The organism is Pseudoalteromonas sp. SIMBA_162 (assembly GCF_046535955.1).
GTDB lineage: Bacteria > Pseudomonadota > Gammaproteobacteria > Enterobacterales > Alteromonadaceae > Pseudoalteromonas > Pseudoalteromonas marina.
The window spans coordinates 105,004-122,033 of the sequence record NZ_JAWJBQ010000016.1; the positions used below are offsets into that span (position 1 = coordinate 105,004).

The 17,030-nt window shown below is 39.2% G+C and carries 16 protein-coding genes and 1 tRNA gene; 7 read left to right on the forward strand and 10 right to left on the reverse strand.

Going from position 1 to position 17,030, the window contains the following annotated elements; translation table 11 throughout:
- Nucleotides 1-36 precede the first annotated feature (36 nt).
- The 3 genes from R0J88_RS12910 to R0J88_RS12920 all read left to right on the forward strand — a co-directional run bounded on the left by R0J88_RS12910 (nt 37) and on the right by R0J88_RS12920 (nt 3,490).
- Nucleotides 37-495: a zinc ribbon-containing protein gene (locus tag R0J88_RS12910; RefSeq protein ID WP_010555995.1), complete on the forward strand. Its 459-nt coding sequence runs from the start codon at nt 37-39 to the stop codon at nt 493-495.
- Between the two features lie 77 nt (nt 496-572).
- A complete protein-coding gene (locus tag R0J88_RS12915; protein WP_410900113.1) occupies nt 573-3,011 on the forward strand; it encodes a Lon protease family protein in 2,439 nt (812 codons plus the stop codon).
- Nucleotides 3,012-3,013: 2 nt separating this feature from the next.
- A complete protein-coding gene (locus R0J88_RS12920; protein ID WP_410900114.1) occupies nt 3,014-3,490 on the forward strand; it encodes an FKBP-type peptidyl-prolyl cis-trans isomerase in 477 nt (158 codons plus the stop codon).
- A 49-nt stretch (nt 3,491-3,539) separates the two neighbouring features.
- Here R0J88_RS12920 and R0J88_RS12925 read toward each other — a convergent pair whose 3' ends face one another.
- From R0J88_RS12925 to R0J88_RS12940, 4 genes are all read right to left on the reverse strand, one after another.
- Nucleotides 3,540-4,064 (reverse strand): CIA30 family protein, encoded by a 525-nt coding sequence (locus R0J88_RS12925; RefSeq protein WP_410900115.1) that lies wholly within the window; start codon nt 4,062-4,064, stop codon nt 3,540-3,542.
- A 101-nt stretch (nt 4,065-4,165) separates the two neighbouring features.
- Nucleotides 4,166-4,435: a hypothetical protein gene (locus tag R0J88_RS12930; RefSeq protein ID WP_276755044.1), complete on the reverse strand. Its 270-nt coding sequence runs from the start codon at nt 4,433-4,435 to the stop codon at nt 4,166-4,168.
- A gap of 270 nt (nt 4,436-4,705) precedes the next feature.
- The gene (locus R0J88_RS12935; protein ID WP_410900116.1) at nt 4,706-5,254 is read right to left on the reverse strand and encodes a hypothetical protein; all 549 of its coding nucleotides are present in this window, start codon (nt 5,252-5,254) and stop codon (nt 4,706-4,708) included.
- A gap of 17 nt (nt 5,255-5,271) precedes the next feature.
- Nucleotides 5,272-5,847, reverse strand: coding sequence for a hypothetical protein (locus R0J88_RS12940; RefSeq protein ID WP_276755046.1), 576 nt, complete (start codon nt 5,845-5,847; stop codon nt 5,272-5,274).
- Between the two features lie 223 nt (nt 5,848-6,070).
- On the opposite strand from R0J88_RS12940, the gene R0J88_RS12945 reads away from it, so the two are divergent.
- Nucleotides 6,071-7,084, forward strand: a complete 1,014-nt coding sequence (locus R0J88_RS12945) for an RDD family protein (RefSeq protein WP_410900117.1) — start codon at nt 6,071-6,073, stop codon at nt 7,082-7,084.
- A 40-nt stretch (nt 7,085-7,124) separates the two neighbouring features.
- A complete protein-coding gene (locus R0J88_RS12950; protein WP_410900122.1) occupies nt 7,125-7,967 on the forward strand; it encodes an alpha/beta hydrolase in 843 nt (280 codons plus the stop codon).
- A 42-nt stretch (nt 7,968-8,009) separates the two neighbouring features.
- On the opposite strand, the gene lnt is transcribed toward R0J88_RS12950, so the two are convergent.
- From lnt to miaB, 5 genes are read right to left on the reverse strand one after another with little or no spacing between them, the layout of a single operon-like run.
- The gene (lnt, locus tag R0J88_RS12955; protein ID WP_410900118.1) at nt 8,010-9,560 is read right to left on the reverse strand and encodes an apolipoprotein N-acyltransferase; all 1,551 of its coding nucleotides are present in this window, start codon (nt 9,558-9,560) and stop codon (nt 8,010-8,012) included.
- On the reverse strand, nt 9,541-10,425 hold the full coding sequence (gene corC, locus R0J88_RS12960; RefSeq protein WP_006793412.1) for a CNNM family magnesium/cobalt transport protein CorC: 885 nt from the start codon (nt 10,423-10,425) through the stop codon (nt 9,541-9,543). Before corC ends, lnt begins: the two co-directional genes overlap by 20 nt.
- A 22-nt stretch (nt 10,426-10,447) precedes the next feature.
- Nucleotides 10,448-10,906, reverse strand: a complete 459-nt coding sequence (ybeY, locus tag R0J88_RS12965; RefSeq protein WP_006793413.1) for an rRNA maturation RNase YbeY — start codon at nt 10,904-10,906, stop codon at nt 10,448-10,450.
- A 4-nt stretch (nt 10,907-10,910) separates the two neighbouring features.
- Nucleotides 10,911-11,969 (reverse strand): PhoH family protein, encoded by a 1,059-nt coding sequence (locus R0J88_RS12970; protein ID WP_006793414.1) that lies wholly within the window; start codon nt 11,967-11,969, stop codon nt 10,911-10,913.
- A gap of 51 nt (nt 11,970-12,020) precedes the next feature.
- Entirely contained in the window at nt 12,021-13,469 is a 1,449-nt protein-coding gene (miaB, locus tag R0J88_RS12975; RefSeq protein WP_010556002.1) for a tRNA (N6-isopentenyl adenosine(37)-C2)-methylthiotransferase MiaB, read from the reverse strand.
- A gap of 244 nt (nt 13,470-13,713) precedes the next feature.
- On the opposite strand from miaB, the gene R0J88_RS12980 reads away from it, so the two are divergent.
- Nucleotides 13,714-14,895, forward strand: a complete 1,182-nt coding sequence (locus tag R0J88_RS12980) for an FAD-dependent monooxygenase (RefSeq protein WP_410900119.1) — start codon at nt 13,714-13,716, stop codon at nt 14,893-14,895.
- A gap of 181 nt (nt 14,896-15,076) precedes the next feature.
- Nucleotides 15,077-16,651, forward strand: coding sequence for a putative bifunctional diguanylate cyclase/phosphodiesterase (locus R0J88_RS12985; RefSeq protein ID WP_410900120.1), 1,575 nt, complete (start codon nt 15,077-15,079; stop codon nt 16,649-16,651).
- Between the two features lie 303 nt (nt 16,652-16,954).
- Here R0J88_RS12985 and R0J88_RS12990 read toward each other — a convergent pair.
- A tRNA-Gln gene (locus tag R0J88_RS12990) sits at nt 16,955-17,029 on the reverse strand.
- Between the last annotated feature and the right edge of the window lies 1 nt (nt 17,030).

A 17,030-nucleotide genomic window follows, 5' to 3' on the forward strand; every position in this document is an offset into this window, starting at 1 on the left:
CCAACTCGTTTATTAGCAATTTTGAAGGAGTACATTATGGCAGATTATAAAGCATGGCTTAGTGATTTAAGCGCGTGGCTAAAAGACATCAAAGATCACGAGGTAAAAGATGCGGTAACTCGTTTTGTTGAATCAGAGCAAGCACTTAAAAATTTAGGTGAGGAAAAGTATCAGCTTTACCGCAACTACTTAAAACGTGACATAGAGCACCTTAGCGAGAACGATTCCCACTATAATTCGCTTGCATGGCAAGAGCTTAAAGAGTCTTTATGGTTTGAACTTTCACATATAGAAGACAAAACTCAGCTGGAATGGCAATCCTTAAACCAAGATTTTAAACATAATGGGGTGTATCACGCAGGTGAATGGATAGCCATGGGCACATTAGTATGTAAGAATTGCACTCATAGTTACGATGTTTATCACGCCACACAAATTTTACCGTGTATTGAGTGTGATGGAATCTATTTTAGTCGTAAGGCACTGCACCCTTAAGCATATGTATTAAGTGGCTGCTGGCCACTTAATACGCCCAAAAGCCAGCGATTATGCTGGTATATAAAGAAGTTAGAATGACGAAAAAACTGCTGCCACTATCTGTATCAACGCTTGCACCTAGTATTTCTGCTAATCACGTACTGACGTGCATGAATAATCCCTACCCAGAGCAACTCAATTTTATTGGGCAACAACGTGCACAAAGTGCGCTCGACTTTTCGCTGGGGATGGAATTACCAGGTTATAATGTTTACGTTATGGGCGAAGCCGCACATGGGCGTTACACACTCGTAAAGGACAAACTAAAGCAACATGCCAAAGGCCGAGTAACCCCAAACGAATGGTTGTATGTTAATAACTACGACGACCATCGCGAGCCAATAGCATTGTTTATGCAGGCAGGGCAAAGCAAACAATTGAGTGACGATATAGACTCGTTTTTAGACGAAGTGCTCGACACGTTTCCAGCCGCATTTGATAACCCTGCTTACCAGCGAAAGAAAAAATCAATTGATCGTGAATTTAATGATGCTTACGACAGTGCAATTACTGCCGTTGAAGTGGCTGCGCTTGAGCAAAGTGTTGCACTTGTTGAAGAAAAAAGCTCAGTGGGCTTTGCACCACTTATAGATGGCAAGCAGTTGAGTGATAGCGAGTTTGCAGAACTAGAAGATGAACTTCGCGAAGCGTTTTTTGAGAAAATAGAAAAACTAGAAGATGCGTTAATTGAAGCACTGATAGAGTTGCCGCGTTGGAAACGTGAATCAAAAGAAAAACTCCGCAACCTTAAAAAGTCGACCGCTGAGCAAGCAACTAAACCACTGTTAAAAGATTTAGAACATAAATACGCCACACATATTGGCGTGCTTCGCTATTTAAAAGACATACGTGTAGAAATTATAGATGCTGTACTTGAATGGCTAGACGATGAAGACGAAAACGAAGAAAATAAAGAAGACTTTGATCGTAAAGGCATGCTCACTGACTTTTTTGCACCCAATATTTTAGTCGAGTTTAAAGAAGACGATGCAGCCCCCGTGGTGTACGAGCCTAACCCTACCTTTGGTAATTTATTTGGCAAAATAGAGTATGCCACTTCACAAGGTACACTAATCACCAGCTACCGCTCAATTCAGCCCGGTGCATTACACCGTGCAAATGGCGGTTATTTGATAATGGATGCTGAAAAAGTAATGGCTAACCCACAGGTGTGGGATGGGCTAAAGTTATCGCTGAAAATGCACCAAATTAAAAATGACTTACCATATCAAGATAGTACAGTAGGCACGAGCTTTACGCTTCGCCCGCAATTGATCCCACTTGATGTAAAAATTATTTTATTAGGCTCGCGCGATTTGTATTACACCATAGGTGAATACGATGAGGAATTTGCTGAGCTATTCAGAGTACTAGCTGATTTTGATTACTACTTACCAAGCAGTGATAAGTTACAGTATCAGTTTATTACTAAAGTGACAGAGTACTGCGAAAAAACGCTTAAGTGCACTACAACGCAAGCCGCTATGGTGAGATTGCTTAAATTTAGTTATCGCCAAGCTGAGCATCATAATAAGCTGTCAGCGCGTTTTGCTGATGTGTTAGAGCTGGTGGCTGAGGCAAGTTACTACGCAAAACAAGATAAGCTAACGGTTATTGATGCGCATCATATTGATGAAGCCATTGAGGGTAAGCAATACCGCACCGGTCAAATTAGTGAAAATATGCTCAGTGATATCAAAGAAGGTCATACGTTAATTGCTACAACCGGACAAGCCATTGGTAAAGTAAATGGCTTAACGGTACTGCACATTGGTGATACGTCGTTTGGTACACCGGCGCGAATTACTGCCACGGTATACGCCGGCGCTGATGGCGTAATAGACGTGGAACGTGAAGCGGAACTGGGTAAAGCCATTCACTCTAAAGGCGTGATGTTACTTACTGGTTATTTAGGTAATAAATATGCCCAGCAGTTTAGCCTTACGCTCAGCGCAAACATTGCAATAGAACAAAGCTATGGCTACATAGACGGCGATAGTGCCTCGTTGGCTGAGCTTTGCGCGTTAATTTCGGCTATTACAAGCTTACCAATAAGCCAATCAATTGCGCTTACCGGCTCTATAAACCAACATGGTGATGTACAAGCTATTGGTGGTGTAAACGAGAAGATAGAAGGCTTTTTTAAGTTGTGTAAAATGCGCGGCTTAACGGGTGAGCAAGGCGTTATTATTCCTAAGTCAAACCAAGTTAATTTGGTTTTAGACGACGAAATACTCAATGCAGTAGAGCAAGGCAAATTTAATATTTACGCAGTAGAGACGGTCGATCAGGCGCTAAACTTACTGATGGATATTGAAGCGGGCGAACTCATCGACGATGTATACCCTGAAAGTTCAGTAAACGGCATCGCACTTGCGCGTTTAAAAGAGATTGCCGATATTGTTAATGGCGATAATGAAGACGATGCGGATGACGAGCTAGAAAACGAAAAACTAGAAGACGAGAAAAACTAATTATGATCAATATTATTTTGGCGGTTGTGATCGCTATTTTGTGCGTTTTAATATTTAAAAACAGTAAAAAGGCCAAACAACAGGCCATTGCTAATGCGCAAATTGAAAGCGACTATTTAGTGGCAAACGCTAAAGTAGATGGTGTATTCGAAACTGCATCTGGCTTGCAATATAAAGTATTGCACAAAGGAGAAAACAGCAACACACCAAGCCCAACAAGTATGGTCAATGTGCATTACCACGGTACACTCATCGACGGTACTGTGTTTGATAGCTCAGTAGAGCGCAAGTCACCTATTAGCTTTGGTTTACACCAAGTAATTAAAGGGTGGACCGAGGGGTTACAGTTAATGAGCCCGGGAGACAAATTTCAGTTTTACATACCGCACCAATTGGCTTATGGCGAAAAGCGGGTAGGGAGCATTCCACCAGCATCACTGCTTATTTTTGAAGTAGAATTGCTTGCAATAGAGTCGTAAAGTTACTGTGTATGCTCACTTTTAACCGATTAAAAGTGAGCATGACGTACTAACCTGCAAATTCAATGTGTGCTATTTCAAGCTTAAATTTTCCCGCCTGTTTTCCTGCAATCATAAAACCAAGTTGTCTAATATCACTAAAATCAATCACCGGTTGCTGCATTAGCGTACGACCACGAAAAGTAAGCGTAAAATCGCTTGGGGTAAAATTAATGTTAGTCCATTCATTTTCTATTGTTTTAAATGAGTGTGTATACGCAGGTCCATCAAGGTAGTTAGATGTACGCAGCCTTAGTTGATACGTTTGACCGTCACCTTTAACACGTAAATTAATAGTATTTGCGTTTTGACCCTGTGTGTTGAGCTCAGTGCGGATAGAAGCAAACCCTCCGTTATTTTTAAGCGATACATTACCTTCAAATACCAATGCCTCTTTTGTATGGCTTACTTGGCTATTAGACACGCCCCCCATGACCGAATCGTTTACAACGTACCAACGCTGATTGGCGTTAACCTCTGTGCTTAGCAGCAAAGTATTAAATATAAAAAGAGAGGCTAATTGTTTAGTAGTCATTGGGGTTGCTCCTAAAGGCTTTGATTAACTAATACGATCACATATATAAATTGTTCACTTATTTAAAGCTAATTATTTTTACGGCTCCATTTTTTCATGATTTATCCAAGCATAATTTCTTTATCAATTTTATCCTCAGGACATGGCCTACCGCTACCTTGAGGCATGTCATTACTCTCAAATAAGCTTGAAGTATCAATTAAATAGCATTTACCGTTAAATTTTTCTAATTGTCGTGTGCCTGTTGTATTTTGGGTAATAACTTCTGAGTTGTCAGATTTTATTGGCGTTTTAATAGTGGGCTTATTGTTTATCTCATCATTTTCAGAGCTTTTATCTCCACCAAAGAAGACAATTTCTTTATGAGTCATATTATATACAGGTAAGCCAAATAGCGGCGCATATGGATTTAGCTTTTTAAATGTTTGAGAAGATTTTTTTGGAGGCTCTGAAGGCGCAGCTGACTCGGGTTTAACAGGTTTTTACAGGGGCTTTTTTAAGCTCGGTTTGTGCCTTTTGTAACGTGGTGGTTTTGGCTTGCGTTTTTAGTCACCTCCGATTATCCAGTTACAAATTAAATTTATATAAATAAGGAGCTGTATGTTACAGCTCCTTATTTCTTTTAACTGCAGAGAGAGTGCTTACTTAATTGCAGTAATAAACTCTTCGTCAGAATACAAATTCTTAAGTAATTTTTGAACAAGCTCTACATAGCTTCGTTGACCGTTTGGGATTGCAATTGCTCCGATAAATGAAGAGTCGAAATTATGTTCAGCTGAAATTACTTTCTCAAATAAAATTGCATCGTCTTCTGAAACAACAAAATTTACTTTTATAAATGAATTCCCCTCTGAGAACCCTGTTACATCAATATCTTGATCAATAACCTTGCCAGTCACTTGCTTTTTAGCAACACCAGACCAAAGTTTAGCCAGTTTTAATTCTTTTATTAAAGCGCTCTCGATATATTCTCCATAGCTGTTGCCTACAGATGAAACAAGAGGAGAGCCTCGAAGTGATATCTTATTTAATTTTTTTTCAGATTCAATTTTTCCGACTGAGATGGGTGTCTTAGTCTCTTCTTTTAGTTTAGAAACGTTGCTGATATCTGCACTGTAAGGTGGAACTTGAATGGTACATGCACTTAAAAATAAAGCCGCGATTAAACCTAGTGAACTTTTATACTTCATTTTATTTCTGTCCTTATTTATAAATTTGATTGATCAAGTTCTACAATTAGTTTGTTAAATGCTTCTTCCGTTGCACGTTTTGCAGATAAAGAAAAATTATTTTTAAACTCATCAAATTCAGCTTTGCCAAAACCTTTAACTTCACTATTCCATACTATATCACCATTGTTATTTAAAGTTTTACAGTTTAGTGTGAAGGTAAATTCTGTAGGAGGCCATGTGAATAAGCTATCTGAGCTAGATTGCGTGGTTATTGTCGGTATGAATACATACTCAATTTTTTTATCTTTCAAAAATGTACTATCAGTTAATGATTCAAGCTTATAGACGTTTTCAAATTTATTAGAAAGTACAGTATACAGCGCAGCTTCTGTGTCTTTATAAGGTTTGTAACTAACATTATCGCCACCCCCGCCAGGTGTTTTTACTTGTTTTTTTATATCATCTTCAGAAATATAATAACCTACAACTGATGCTGATTTATTTTCTGTAACCTGAAGTTTTTCAGTGTCTGGATTTAAACTTATTTGGTGGGCACAGCCACTCAAAATAAGGACCGAAAACAAGAAAAACATGTTAGTTAATAACTTCAAAATATACTCCATATATTTAATTTTTAATGTGAAAGCAGTTTCAGCACCAATATATGTTTAATAGTTACTTTTGTAAATTATGTTAACTTTATATTTGTAAACGGTTGTAAGCTTTAGTATTTGTGAGTTCGGTTTTCTTCAAAATAAAGCAGAGTTAATCTTGAGCAAAAAATAAAAAGCGCGTAAGTTAAACGCGTTACCTATTTTAATAACAAGAATTAAAATGAAAGCAAAAGAAATAGAACAATTAGAATTATCTAAAACCGAAACTAGAGAAGTCATTACCCCTTATGCATTTAAGGTTGATAACGCTCTGTTAGGCATACCTCTAGCAACACCTCTTAAACGAGCTTTAGCAATAGTAATAGATGTTGCCCTAATATTTGTAGCTGCAAAGCTTAGCGCCACCTTAATTGCGTTTGTTGCTGCTATGGCTTTTTATAAAGGTACTGCGCAGCAATATCTTCCTAAAATGTCGAGTGTATGGCGAAGAATATTAAAAATAGTAGCCGCCGGTATTTTATTTGTAAGCGCTCTTGCGGTGCTTTCAATTGGTATAGACTACTTAGAAGGCGATAACAGTGAAATCGGCTCAGTTATTCAAGGTGTAAAAATAGAAGACGAAATACAGCTTACTGAGTCAGAAAAACACCGAGTAAATGCCTATTTAATTAAAGTAGAAGACGAAAGGTGTGAGCAATCTTGCCAACAAAATGCGCTTGATAATTTAATAGGGCAAGTACCCAAGTTAGCAGAAATGGACGACCTTCAAAGCCCACAACTTGCTAGAGCGCTTTTACAATTATTAGTGCTCAGTGAAAATAACGAAATAAAGCCTGCACAGTTAATAGAAGAAAAACCTGCGCAAACAACTACAAACAGTATTTTGCAGTGGGGCAAAGGTATTATTCAAGACTTAGGCTTAGGTTTTGGGTGGGCTGCTGTTTACTTTACGCTATTTTCATTACTTTGGCGTGGCCAAACTCCCGGTAAGAAGGTGTGTAATATACGTGTTGTTGCCTTAAATGGCGAACCACTTGGTTTGCTTGATTGCTTTGGCCGCTACGGTGGTTATGGCGCGGGTTTTGCCACTGGGTTACTAGGCTTTTTACAAGTATATTGGGACCCAAACAGGCAAGCCATTCAAGATAAAATATCAGCGACTGTGGTTATACAAGGTAGCGTGAAGCAAATTGTGAATATAGAAACAATAGAAGAAACCGTAAAAGCTAAATAATTAATAGTTATAGGTAATAGGTACGCTAGTGAAGTTTTTAATGTTGACGATTATCACTTTATTTTTTGCAATCAGTGCAAGTGCTTCCGAGTCGGTTGTGTTAGCAAAGAATAACCATATTGAGTCTCGAATTTTAAAAGAGAGGCGATTTTATAGCGTTTACTTACCACCTAGTTATAGCCAAAATACTGATAAAACATACCCTGTAGTTTACTTACTTGATGGTGATAGCACACATTTAAAAGCAGTTGCAGGGCTGGTGGAAGCGTTAAGTACAGAGCGTTTAGAGCAGCAAATACAGCAAGCAATTATTGTAGCTATTCCTAACAGCCAAAACGCAATAAGAGAGCGCGACTTTACTCCAACCAATGTTGACTGGACGTTTAACGGAAAATTATTAGAAAGGTTTGAAAATATCGGCAATGCCGCAAACTACAGTGCATTTTTTGAAAAAGAACTTATTCCACTGATTAATCAAAATTACCGCACATCAACTAAACGGGTATTAATTGGTGAGTCTTTTGGTGGCTTGTTTGCAAGTTACGTACTGTTGACTAATCACACATTATTTACAGATTACTTAATAATTGATGCTACCTACATTTGGGATAATAATTATTTAAACCGTTATTTTAAAAATAACCAACTTGAAAACAAACAGATGTCAGGAGATGTGTATTTTACCTTTGCGAATAACGCAACAGCATTTGGTGATATAGGTAAAACAAATTATCAGTGGGGATTGGCGTTTGCAGATAAATTAAGGAATCACCCAAGTAAAAAATTAACAGTGAAACAGCGTTATTTTGAAAACGAAACACACGGTACCGTTGCAGCACTTAGCTGGTATTATGGATTGAAGGAGTTGTTGGTTTATTTATAGATCAAAAATGATGGCTGACTACTGACAGCTATTACGCTTATATTAATTTCTAAACCTTACCCCAATTCCACCAATCCCCAGTAACGTCACAATTCCCCATACAAACACATTGCCATATTGGCTATACACACTATTACCTTGTATCAGTTTTACATCGGCTTTTAATACAGCGGCTTCAAACTGTGGCATGGTTTGTTGTGTATTGCTTAGCGGGTCGTATACGGCGCTTACACCGTTGTTGGTAACACGTACCAGCGGGCGTTGTAACTCAAGGGCACGCATGCGGGCAATTTGCATGTGTTGCAATGGCCCAATTGATTGACCAAACCACGCGTCGTTACTGACAGTAAATAATATATCTGAGTTAGTTTTATAATTGCCACGTACTAAATCGGCAAATACTATTTCGAAGCAAATAGCAGGGAGCAGATTAAAGCCATTGGCGCGCAAGTTGTTTTGTATTCTGTCGCCACGCGTAAACGACGACATAGGTAAATCAAACAAAGGCGCGATTGGGCGCAGAATATCTTGAAACGGTACAAATTCTCCAATCGGTAGTAACTGGTGTTTTTGATAGCGATTTTTACCGAGGTATTCATAATGGCCGTGCTCGTCGCCGCGCTCTTTATTACCCAGCACTATAAGTGTATTAAATATGGTTTTAGTATCGATTTGGTAGTCGACAATGCCCGTTATAAGGGCGGTTTCATTAAATGAGGCTGCGCTATCTAGCCCAGCTAAGTAGCTGTCGGCAAGGGCTTCTATTTCAGGAACTGCGGCTTCAGGCCAAACAATTAAATCAGCATCCCAATGTGGGCGAGTCATGTCTTGGTATTTGCTCATGGTGGTCCAAAACTCGCTAGGCTCAAAGCGAAGGTGCTGCTTTATATTCCCTTGTACTAGTAAAGTCGACATTGATTTACCTGAGTACTCAACGGTGTTTGTTACACGCGAACCAATACACAAAACAGTAAATACAGTGAGCGTAACCAGCGGGGTCTTTATGTCTTTTTGTGTTAATCGGTACAGTGCAAAGCCAATGGCAATACACACTAAGGTCAGTCCAAATTCACCAATGTAAGGGGCCAGTATATTTAATGGTCCATCGGTTTGGGTATACCCAAAACTTAACCACGGAAATCCGGTAAGGACCACCCCCCGTAAATATTCACTAAAAGCAAAAAAGCTAATAAGCAGTAAACCAAAGCTATTTGGGCTGGTGGCAAAACGAGTTGTTAAGTAGAACGCTAAGGCGGGATAAAGCGCTAAGTAGCCGCACAATAGTGCCATTAACGAAAAAGAGGCTACAAGCGGCATACCGCCAAAGGTAGCTATAGACACGTGTACCCAACTAATACCTGCACCAAACCAGCCTAAACCAAATATAAAACCATATTTAGCGGCACTCTTCGCATGGGCTTTTCCGGTATTGTTTGGATTAATACAAAAAATGACAGCTGCAATACTAATAAATGCAATTGGCCAAATTTCAAAAGGGGAGTAGCTAAAAGTTAAAATAAGGCCCGCAATAAATGCGAGCCATGATTTTATATCTTTTGCTAATAGGGTCAGTCTAGTTAGCAGTTTCTTCACTGTCGGTGTCATCAGCCTTAGGAACGGTGACTTGCAGTTGCAAGATACGACGATTGTCGGCATTGGTTACTTTAAATTGGTAACCATCTATGTCTATTGTTTCACCACGGCTAGGCATATGGCCAAATGCATGTAAAACGGTGCCACCAATAGTGTCGGCTTCTTCTGTGCTATATCCTGTGCTGAAGTGCTCGTTAAAGTCATCTACTGGCGTTAAGGCCTGAACAACATGAACGTGTTTTGCAAGTTGACGAATGTCTTGTTGTTCTTCTTCTTCGTCGTGCTCGTCTTCTATTTCCCCAACAATGGTTTCAAGAATATCTTCAATTGTAACGAGTCCCGATACGCCGCCGTATTCATCAATAACGACAGCCATATGATAGCGTTGCTGACGAAATTCATTAAGCAGGGTGTCAACACGTTTGCTCTCAGGTACGACCATGGCAGGGCGTAAATAATCGCGTATTGAAGGTAAATGCTCGTCTTTATTTAAGATAAGCGGGAGCAAATCTTTAGCAAGTAAAAAACCTTCTACGTGATCTTTGTCTTCAATCACCACAGGGAAGCGTGAGTGAGTTGAGTCAACCATCATGGGTATTAGCTCTTCAAGCGGGCTGTCGATCTCAAGAGTGACCATTTGTGAGCGCGGGATCATTATGTCTCGCACTTTAAGCTCAGATACACTAAGCACACCTTCAATCATTTCTTTTGTTTCTGGATCGATTACGTCTCGTTCTTGCGCATCGGCAATCACTTCGACCAGCTCTTCTCTATTCTGGGGTTCCCCTTGCAGCATTTGGGTTATTCTACCCAACCACGTTTTGCCAGAAGAACCCTGGCTAGATTGCGAGTTACCGTCGCTCATTGCGTCTAATTGCTCCGTTAATTTAAATTTCGTCCCGGTATGGGTCTGCTATATTTAGCTCTGCAAGTAATTGCTTTTCGATGCTTTCCATTTGCAAAGCGTCTTCACTCTTTATATGGTCAAATCCAAGTAAATGCAAGCACCCATGAATGACCATGTGGGCAAAGTGGTCATGAAATGACTTCTCTTGCTCCACTGCTTCAGCCAATACAATGGCTGGGCAAATAACTAAGTCACCAACAAGGGGAAGCTCTATTCCTGGTGGCGCTTCAAATTCAAACGACAATACGTTAGTGGGTTTGTTTTTACCCCGGTAGTCGTTATTAAGCTGTTGTGATTGCGCTTCGTCGCTAATTACTATGGTGAGTTCAGACTCATCACGATATTGGCTTAACGCTTTATCAGCCCATAATGCAAATTGGGCTTCACTAGGGAGGTTGTCAAACTCACAGGCTATTTGTAAATCAAGTTCGGTTGTCAAAGTATTACTCTTTAGTAGTAGAGTTAAGTTGAGCAGCTAGCTCGTCTTTTGCTTTTTGCTTTTCAATTCGCTTCAAACGCTCGCTCTCATCGTTACGCTCGTAGGCTTCAACAATACGCGCAACAACAGGGTGGCGCACTACATCGTGTGCTTTGAAGTAATTAAAACTAATTTCATCTACGCTATCGAGCACTTCAATAGCATGGCGTAGGCCAGAGCGTGTGCCGCGCGGTAAATCAACTTGGGTTATATCACCAGTGATCACCGCTTTTGAATTAAACCCTATACGGGTTAAAAACATTTTCATTTGTTCTGCTGTGGTATTTTGACTTTCATCTAAAATAATAAACGCATCGTTTAATGTACGACCACGCATATAGGCAAGGGGGGCAACTTCAATGATGTTTTTTTCTATTAGCTTTTCGACTTTTTCAAAACCGAGCATTTCGAATAGCGCATCGTAAAGCGGGCGCAGGTATGGGTCAATTTTTTGGCTTAAATCACCAGGTAAAAAACCAAGCTTTTCACCAGCTTCTACAGCGGGACGCGTTAACAAAATACGACGAATTTCTTGTCGTTCAAGAGCATCAACTGCGGCAGCTACTGCTAGATAGGTTTTACCTGTACCAGCAGGGCCTATACCAAAAGTAATGTCGTGGTTTAATATATTGGCAACGTAAAGGCCTTGGTTGTCGTTGCGAGGCTTAATAACACCACGGCGGGTTTTTATAACCATTTCTTTGCCGTATGCACTGCTTGAAGCATCTTGCTCTAGGGCTTTAGATTCGGTAATTGCCAAGTGAACATTATCAGGTTCTATTTCACCAATAACACCGCGCACAGGTTGAGTATCAACATATAGATTTTTTAAGATTTCGACCGCAGAGGCACTATTGAGTAGCTTTCCCGTTACTTTAAAAAAGTTGTCGCGGTGAATAATTTCAACAGCTAGGCGGCGTTCAATTTGTTTGATGTTTTCGTCAAACGGGCCACATAAAGAAGAAAGGCGTTTGTTATCGGCAGGTTCTAAATAAATCTCTAATGTTTTTAACTGATTACTCAAAATTGCTTCCTATAGAACGGCGCCAGTATTTACTGGCGCTAGGTGTATTGACTAAGGAACGAAAGTAGCTACGCCAATTTCGTTAACAGTCTCTGGTTTTGGCTCACTGCTTGCTGCTTTGGTTAAAATAGCTGATGGAGCGATATCGCGTCGTAAGTTCATTTCTGATTCTGTACGAATTAAGTCACCACGTAAAGAGTTAGGCAGCGCTTCAGTAATACGTACGTCAACGAACTGGCCGATCACCGAATGTGGACCAACAAAGTTAACAACACGGTTATTTTCGGTACGACCGCGTAATTCCATTGGATTCTTTTTCGATGGACCTTCAACCAAAATACGCTGTTCTGTATCAAACATTTGGCGGCTAATGTGCTGTGCCATTTGTGTAATACGGTTCTGTAACAGGTATAAGCGTTCTTTTTTCTCTTGCTCAGTTACGTCGTCTGGTAAATCTGCCGCAGGTGTACCAGGGCGTGCGCTATAAATAAAGCTAAAGCTCATATCAAACCCAATATCGTTGATAAGGTTCATAGTGGCTTCAAAATCAGCTTTACTCTCACCTGGGAAACCGATGATGAAATCTGACGACATGCTTAAGTTAGGGCGAATTTTACGCAGCTTTCTAATTGTTGATTTGTATTCAAGTGCTGTATGGCCGCGTTTCATTAGGTTTAGTATACGGTCAGAGCCACTTTGTACCGGTAAGTGTAAGTGATCTACAAGCTCTGGTACGTCAGCATATGCATCAATAATATCTGGTGTAAATTCTACTGGGTGCGATGTTGTATAACGAATACGGTCAATACCATCAATTGCAGCAATTAATCGAATTAAATCTGAGAAGTAACAAATGTCGCCATCGTGAGTATCACCACGGTATGCGTTTACATTTTGCCCTAATAGATTTACTTCACGCACGCCTTGCTCTGCAAGTTGTGCCACTTCAAGGAGCACGTCATCAACTGGGCGGCTAACTTCTTCGCCACGAGTATAAGGTACAACACAAAAGGTACAATACTTAGAACACCCTTCCATTATTGATACAAACGCAGAAGGGCCCTCAGCTTTTGGCTCAGGTAGGCGGTCAAACTTTTCAATTTCTGGGAACGAAATATCAACAACTGACGAACCTTTATTACCTTGCACTTGCTTAATCATTTCAGGTAAACGGTGCAGTGTTTGTGGGCCAAAAATAACATCTACAAATGGAGCTCGCTGGCGAATAGAATCACCTTCTTGAGAGGCAACACAGCCACCTACACCAATAATTAGCTCAGGCTTGTCGTCTTTTAACAACTTCCAACGGCCTAATTGGTGAAATACTTTTTCTTGTGCTTTTTCACGAATTGAACAGGTGTTAAGTAAGATTACGTCGGCATCTGTTGCATCTTCAGTTAGCTGGTAGCCATTGGTGGCATCTAATAGTTCAGCCATTTTCTGAGAGTCGTATTCGTTCATCTGACAACCCCAGGTTTTGATATGCAGCTTTTTGCTCATTGAAATTTAGCCTCGTGTTCAATTCGATAATGGCACAAATATGTGCTTGAAACAGAATTAAGGAGCAAGCTTGCTCACTTAAAGGACGCGTATTTTAGCTGGATACCCGCCCAGATCCAAGTATAGTTTTCATGTTTGTGATCTCAAATCAAACTCAGACGAGTTTAATAGCTTGATAGTTATATACTCTCGCACTATAGCGGCGAGTTACGGTACAATTAAAATAGATTAACGTATTAACAAAATGATGAAAAACATGACTCAAAATAATGTGATAGTGGTTGGCGGCGGCATGGTTGGTGCGGCAATGGCAATAAAGTTAGCACAACAGGGAAAGTCAGTGCGCATTATCGAAAAACACCTAATTGATCCGCCTCATGTTTTGAGTAATGACAACGTTGATATAAGAGTATCGGCTATTAATCGTTTTTCTGAAAAGTTACTCGATGGTTTAGGGGCTATGCCCATTTTAAGAAATGGCCGGATTGCACCATACCAACAGTTAGAAGCTTTTGAGCGCGGCGACGATAAATTGTTATTTGATTGCGCCGACATTAATACCACGCATTTGGGCCACTTAATCGAAAACAGTTTAATACAAGCCAGTTTATGGATGCAGTTTGAGCAATACGATATTGAAGTCATCGAGCAAAAACAGATTGTTAGTAAAATTGAACAAAATGCCGATTCGATTACCTTGGTATATGGCGAGCAACGCTATACCGCCGGCTTAGTGGTTGCAGCCGATGGCGGACAATCGCAATTACGAACTAAAGCAAATATTGGTGTAACCGGTTGGCAGTACCAGCAGCAATGTATGGGCGTACTTATTAAGTTGGACGCACCTCAACAAATAAAGACATGGCAGCAATTCACGCCATCAGGCCCGTTGGCTTTTTTACCTATGCAAGCACCTTACGCTAATTTAATTTGGTACGACGATGCCAACACATTAAACACATTTAAAGGATTAGATGGAGCACAATTAAAAAGTCATATTTTGGCTAAGTTCCCAGGCCTTGCAGGCGATTTTGAAGTGCAAAGTCATGCAGTGTTTCCAATTACTCGTCAACATGCTAATAATTATTCTTGTGGTCGTTTGGTGTTAATAGGCGATGCTGCGCACACTATTAACCCACTGGCTGGGCAGGGCGTTAACTTGGGTTTCCAGGACGTGGTCGCTTTAGCCACTCTATTAAATGATGCAACCGACGTAGGATGTGCGTTAAAGCTGCAAGAGTACGAACGCGCCCGCCGAAAAGCTAACTTATTAATGATGAGTATGATGGATGCCTGCTATTTTGGTTTTTCAAACCAAATAGCGCCACTAAAATGGGCGCGTAGCCAATTTTTAAAAATAGCTAACAATACTGGGGTGGTAAAAAACTGGGTATTAAAGTACGCAATTAGCGGTGAATTTAGCTAAGAATATGCGTTTACATTTAAGATATGTATTTTACTCATTAAACCAATTTGTAATCCTTTGACTATTCAGCCCTTAAAATGAGAGCTTAAAAGTTATTTTAAAGCTCTTAATCCTAATTTTATTTCCCTTTTACGTATATTTGCCATACTCAAGTAATAAGAAGTCTTTAGCTTGAGGGCCTATGGAAAGTTTTTTAATTGTAATCTTATTAGGTATTTTGCTTTTAGGTTTTAGCATTCAGCCAATAATAACAATATGCAAAAAGACTAAAAATATGGCATGGAGTTTACTTCTTGCTTTAGTTGTCTTATTTATTTTTGGGTATTGTTGGATATTACATTACTTTGCAAATAACACTTTAGATAACTTGGTCTTAATTAGTATCTCACTCATTTTATTAGGAGGGGGGATTTTTGTATTTCTAATAATGCGCCTTAGCTTAAAAAGCATTTTAGAAATAGAGAAATCTGAAAATCATCAACGATTCCTAGCAGAGCATGACAGCTTAACAAGCCTCCCTAATCGCAAATGTTTTTTTAATCTATTGATTCAGCATATTAATAATGAGCAACCATTTAGTTTATTTTTATTTGATTTAAGTAATTTTAAACGTGTAAATGAGCTCTACGGTAATAGCTTAGGAGATGAATTGTTGTGCATATTCTCCAAAACGTTAAATCTAAATTTATTAAACATAGGTGAACTGCACCGAATTGGCGGTGATGAATTTGCGTTAATTTTAGATTCAGCAAATGAGCAAGATATTTATGATTGTATAGACGTTATAAAGGGCTCTGTTGAAGAGCCTTTTTTCATTAGTGCGCAAAAAGTATGGTTAAAGCTAAAAGTCGGCGTTAGCTCATATCCTCAAGATGCGTTTTATGCCAATGAGTTATTTAAAAATGCAGATTTAGCTTTACTTGAAGCTAAAAGCACACAGCAATTATTTGTTAATTATTTTGAAGGATTGAGTGAAAGGGCTGATAACTTTCTTGATATGACTACAAAAATAAAAAACGCTCTTATAAACCATGAGTTTGAGCTTTATTTTCAGCCAATATTTTGCACTCGTTTTGACGAAATACATGGCGCAGAAGTATTAATTAGGTGGCCGCAGAAGGACGGTTCGTTTATTACTCCTGATCAATTTATCAAAGTGGCTGAGCGTACGGGGATGATTCTTAATATCACTCAATGGGTTGTAATTGAAACAATAAAAAATTTACAGCGTCTAAAATCGTTAGGTTTTACTGGCACCATGCACGTGAATTTATCAACACGAGACCTTGAAAGTGAGAGTTTTGTGGAGTTTATAGAAGAGCTCCTTAAAGAAGACCCTACGTTAAGTAACTACATTGTTTTTGAAATTACAGAAGGTGCAATGATGACTGATTTGGAGGCTGCTCGAGCAATGATGTATAAACTTAACAGTCGTGGATTTGAATTTAGTGTAGATGACTTTGGTACCGGGTTTTCTTCCTTATCTTTACTGCGAGAGCTACCTATAAATCAAATTAAAATAGATCGGTCTTTCATTAATAATATGCTTACTAAGATAGCTGATTATGCAATTGTAGAATCGACGTTATTTTTAGCACATCGGCTCAATTGTAATGTGGTTGCAGAAGGAATCGAAACGAAGGAGCTACAAGAAGTACTTAAATCAATGAATTGTGAATTCCTTCAAGGCTATTATTTTAGCAAGCCACTACCTTTAGAGCGCTTTATAGAGAAATACTTAAATAAAGGCAGCTAAAGCATTATGTAGTAATAGCAATGCGTAATAAAATTTATGAGACTAAACTTGATGTTAGTAGTATTGAGATTTTTAATAAAACGACTAAGTAACTCAATTTTCACTATGAATCAGCAGTGTTTTTATTTACAGAATTAAATTATTAAACATATTATTTTTTCAATCAGCTTCAGTACATTTATATCACGAGGTGTTTAGCGACTGATCTTAAAATATTGAATTAGTTGGATAGATTTTATAGAAGATGATCTATTGGATAATAGAATTTATTTTAGATAGTACAAAGGAGAACGGTTAGAAAATTGGCTGGGATACCAGGATTTGAACCTGGGAATGCCAGGATCAAAACCTGGTGCCTTACCGCTTGGCGATATCCCAA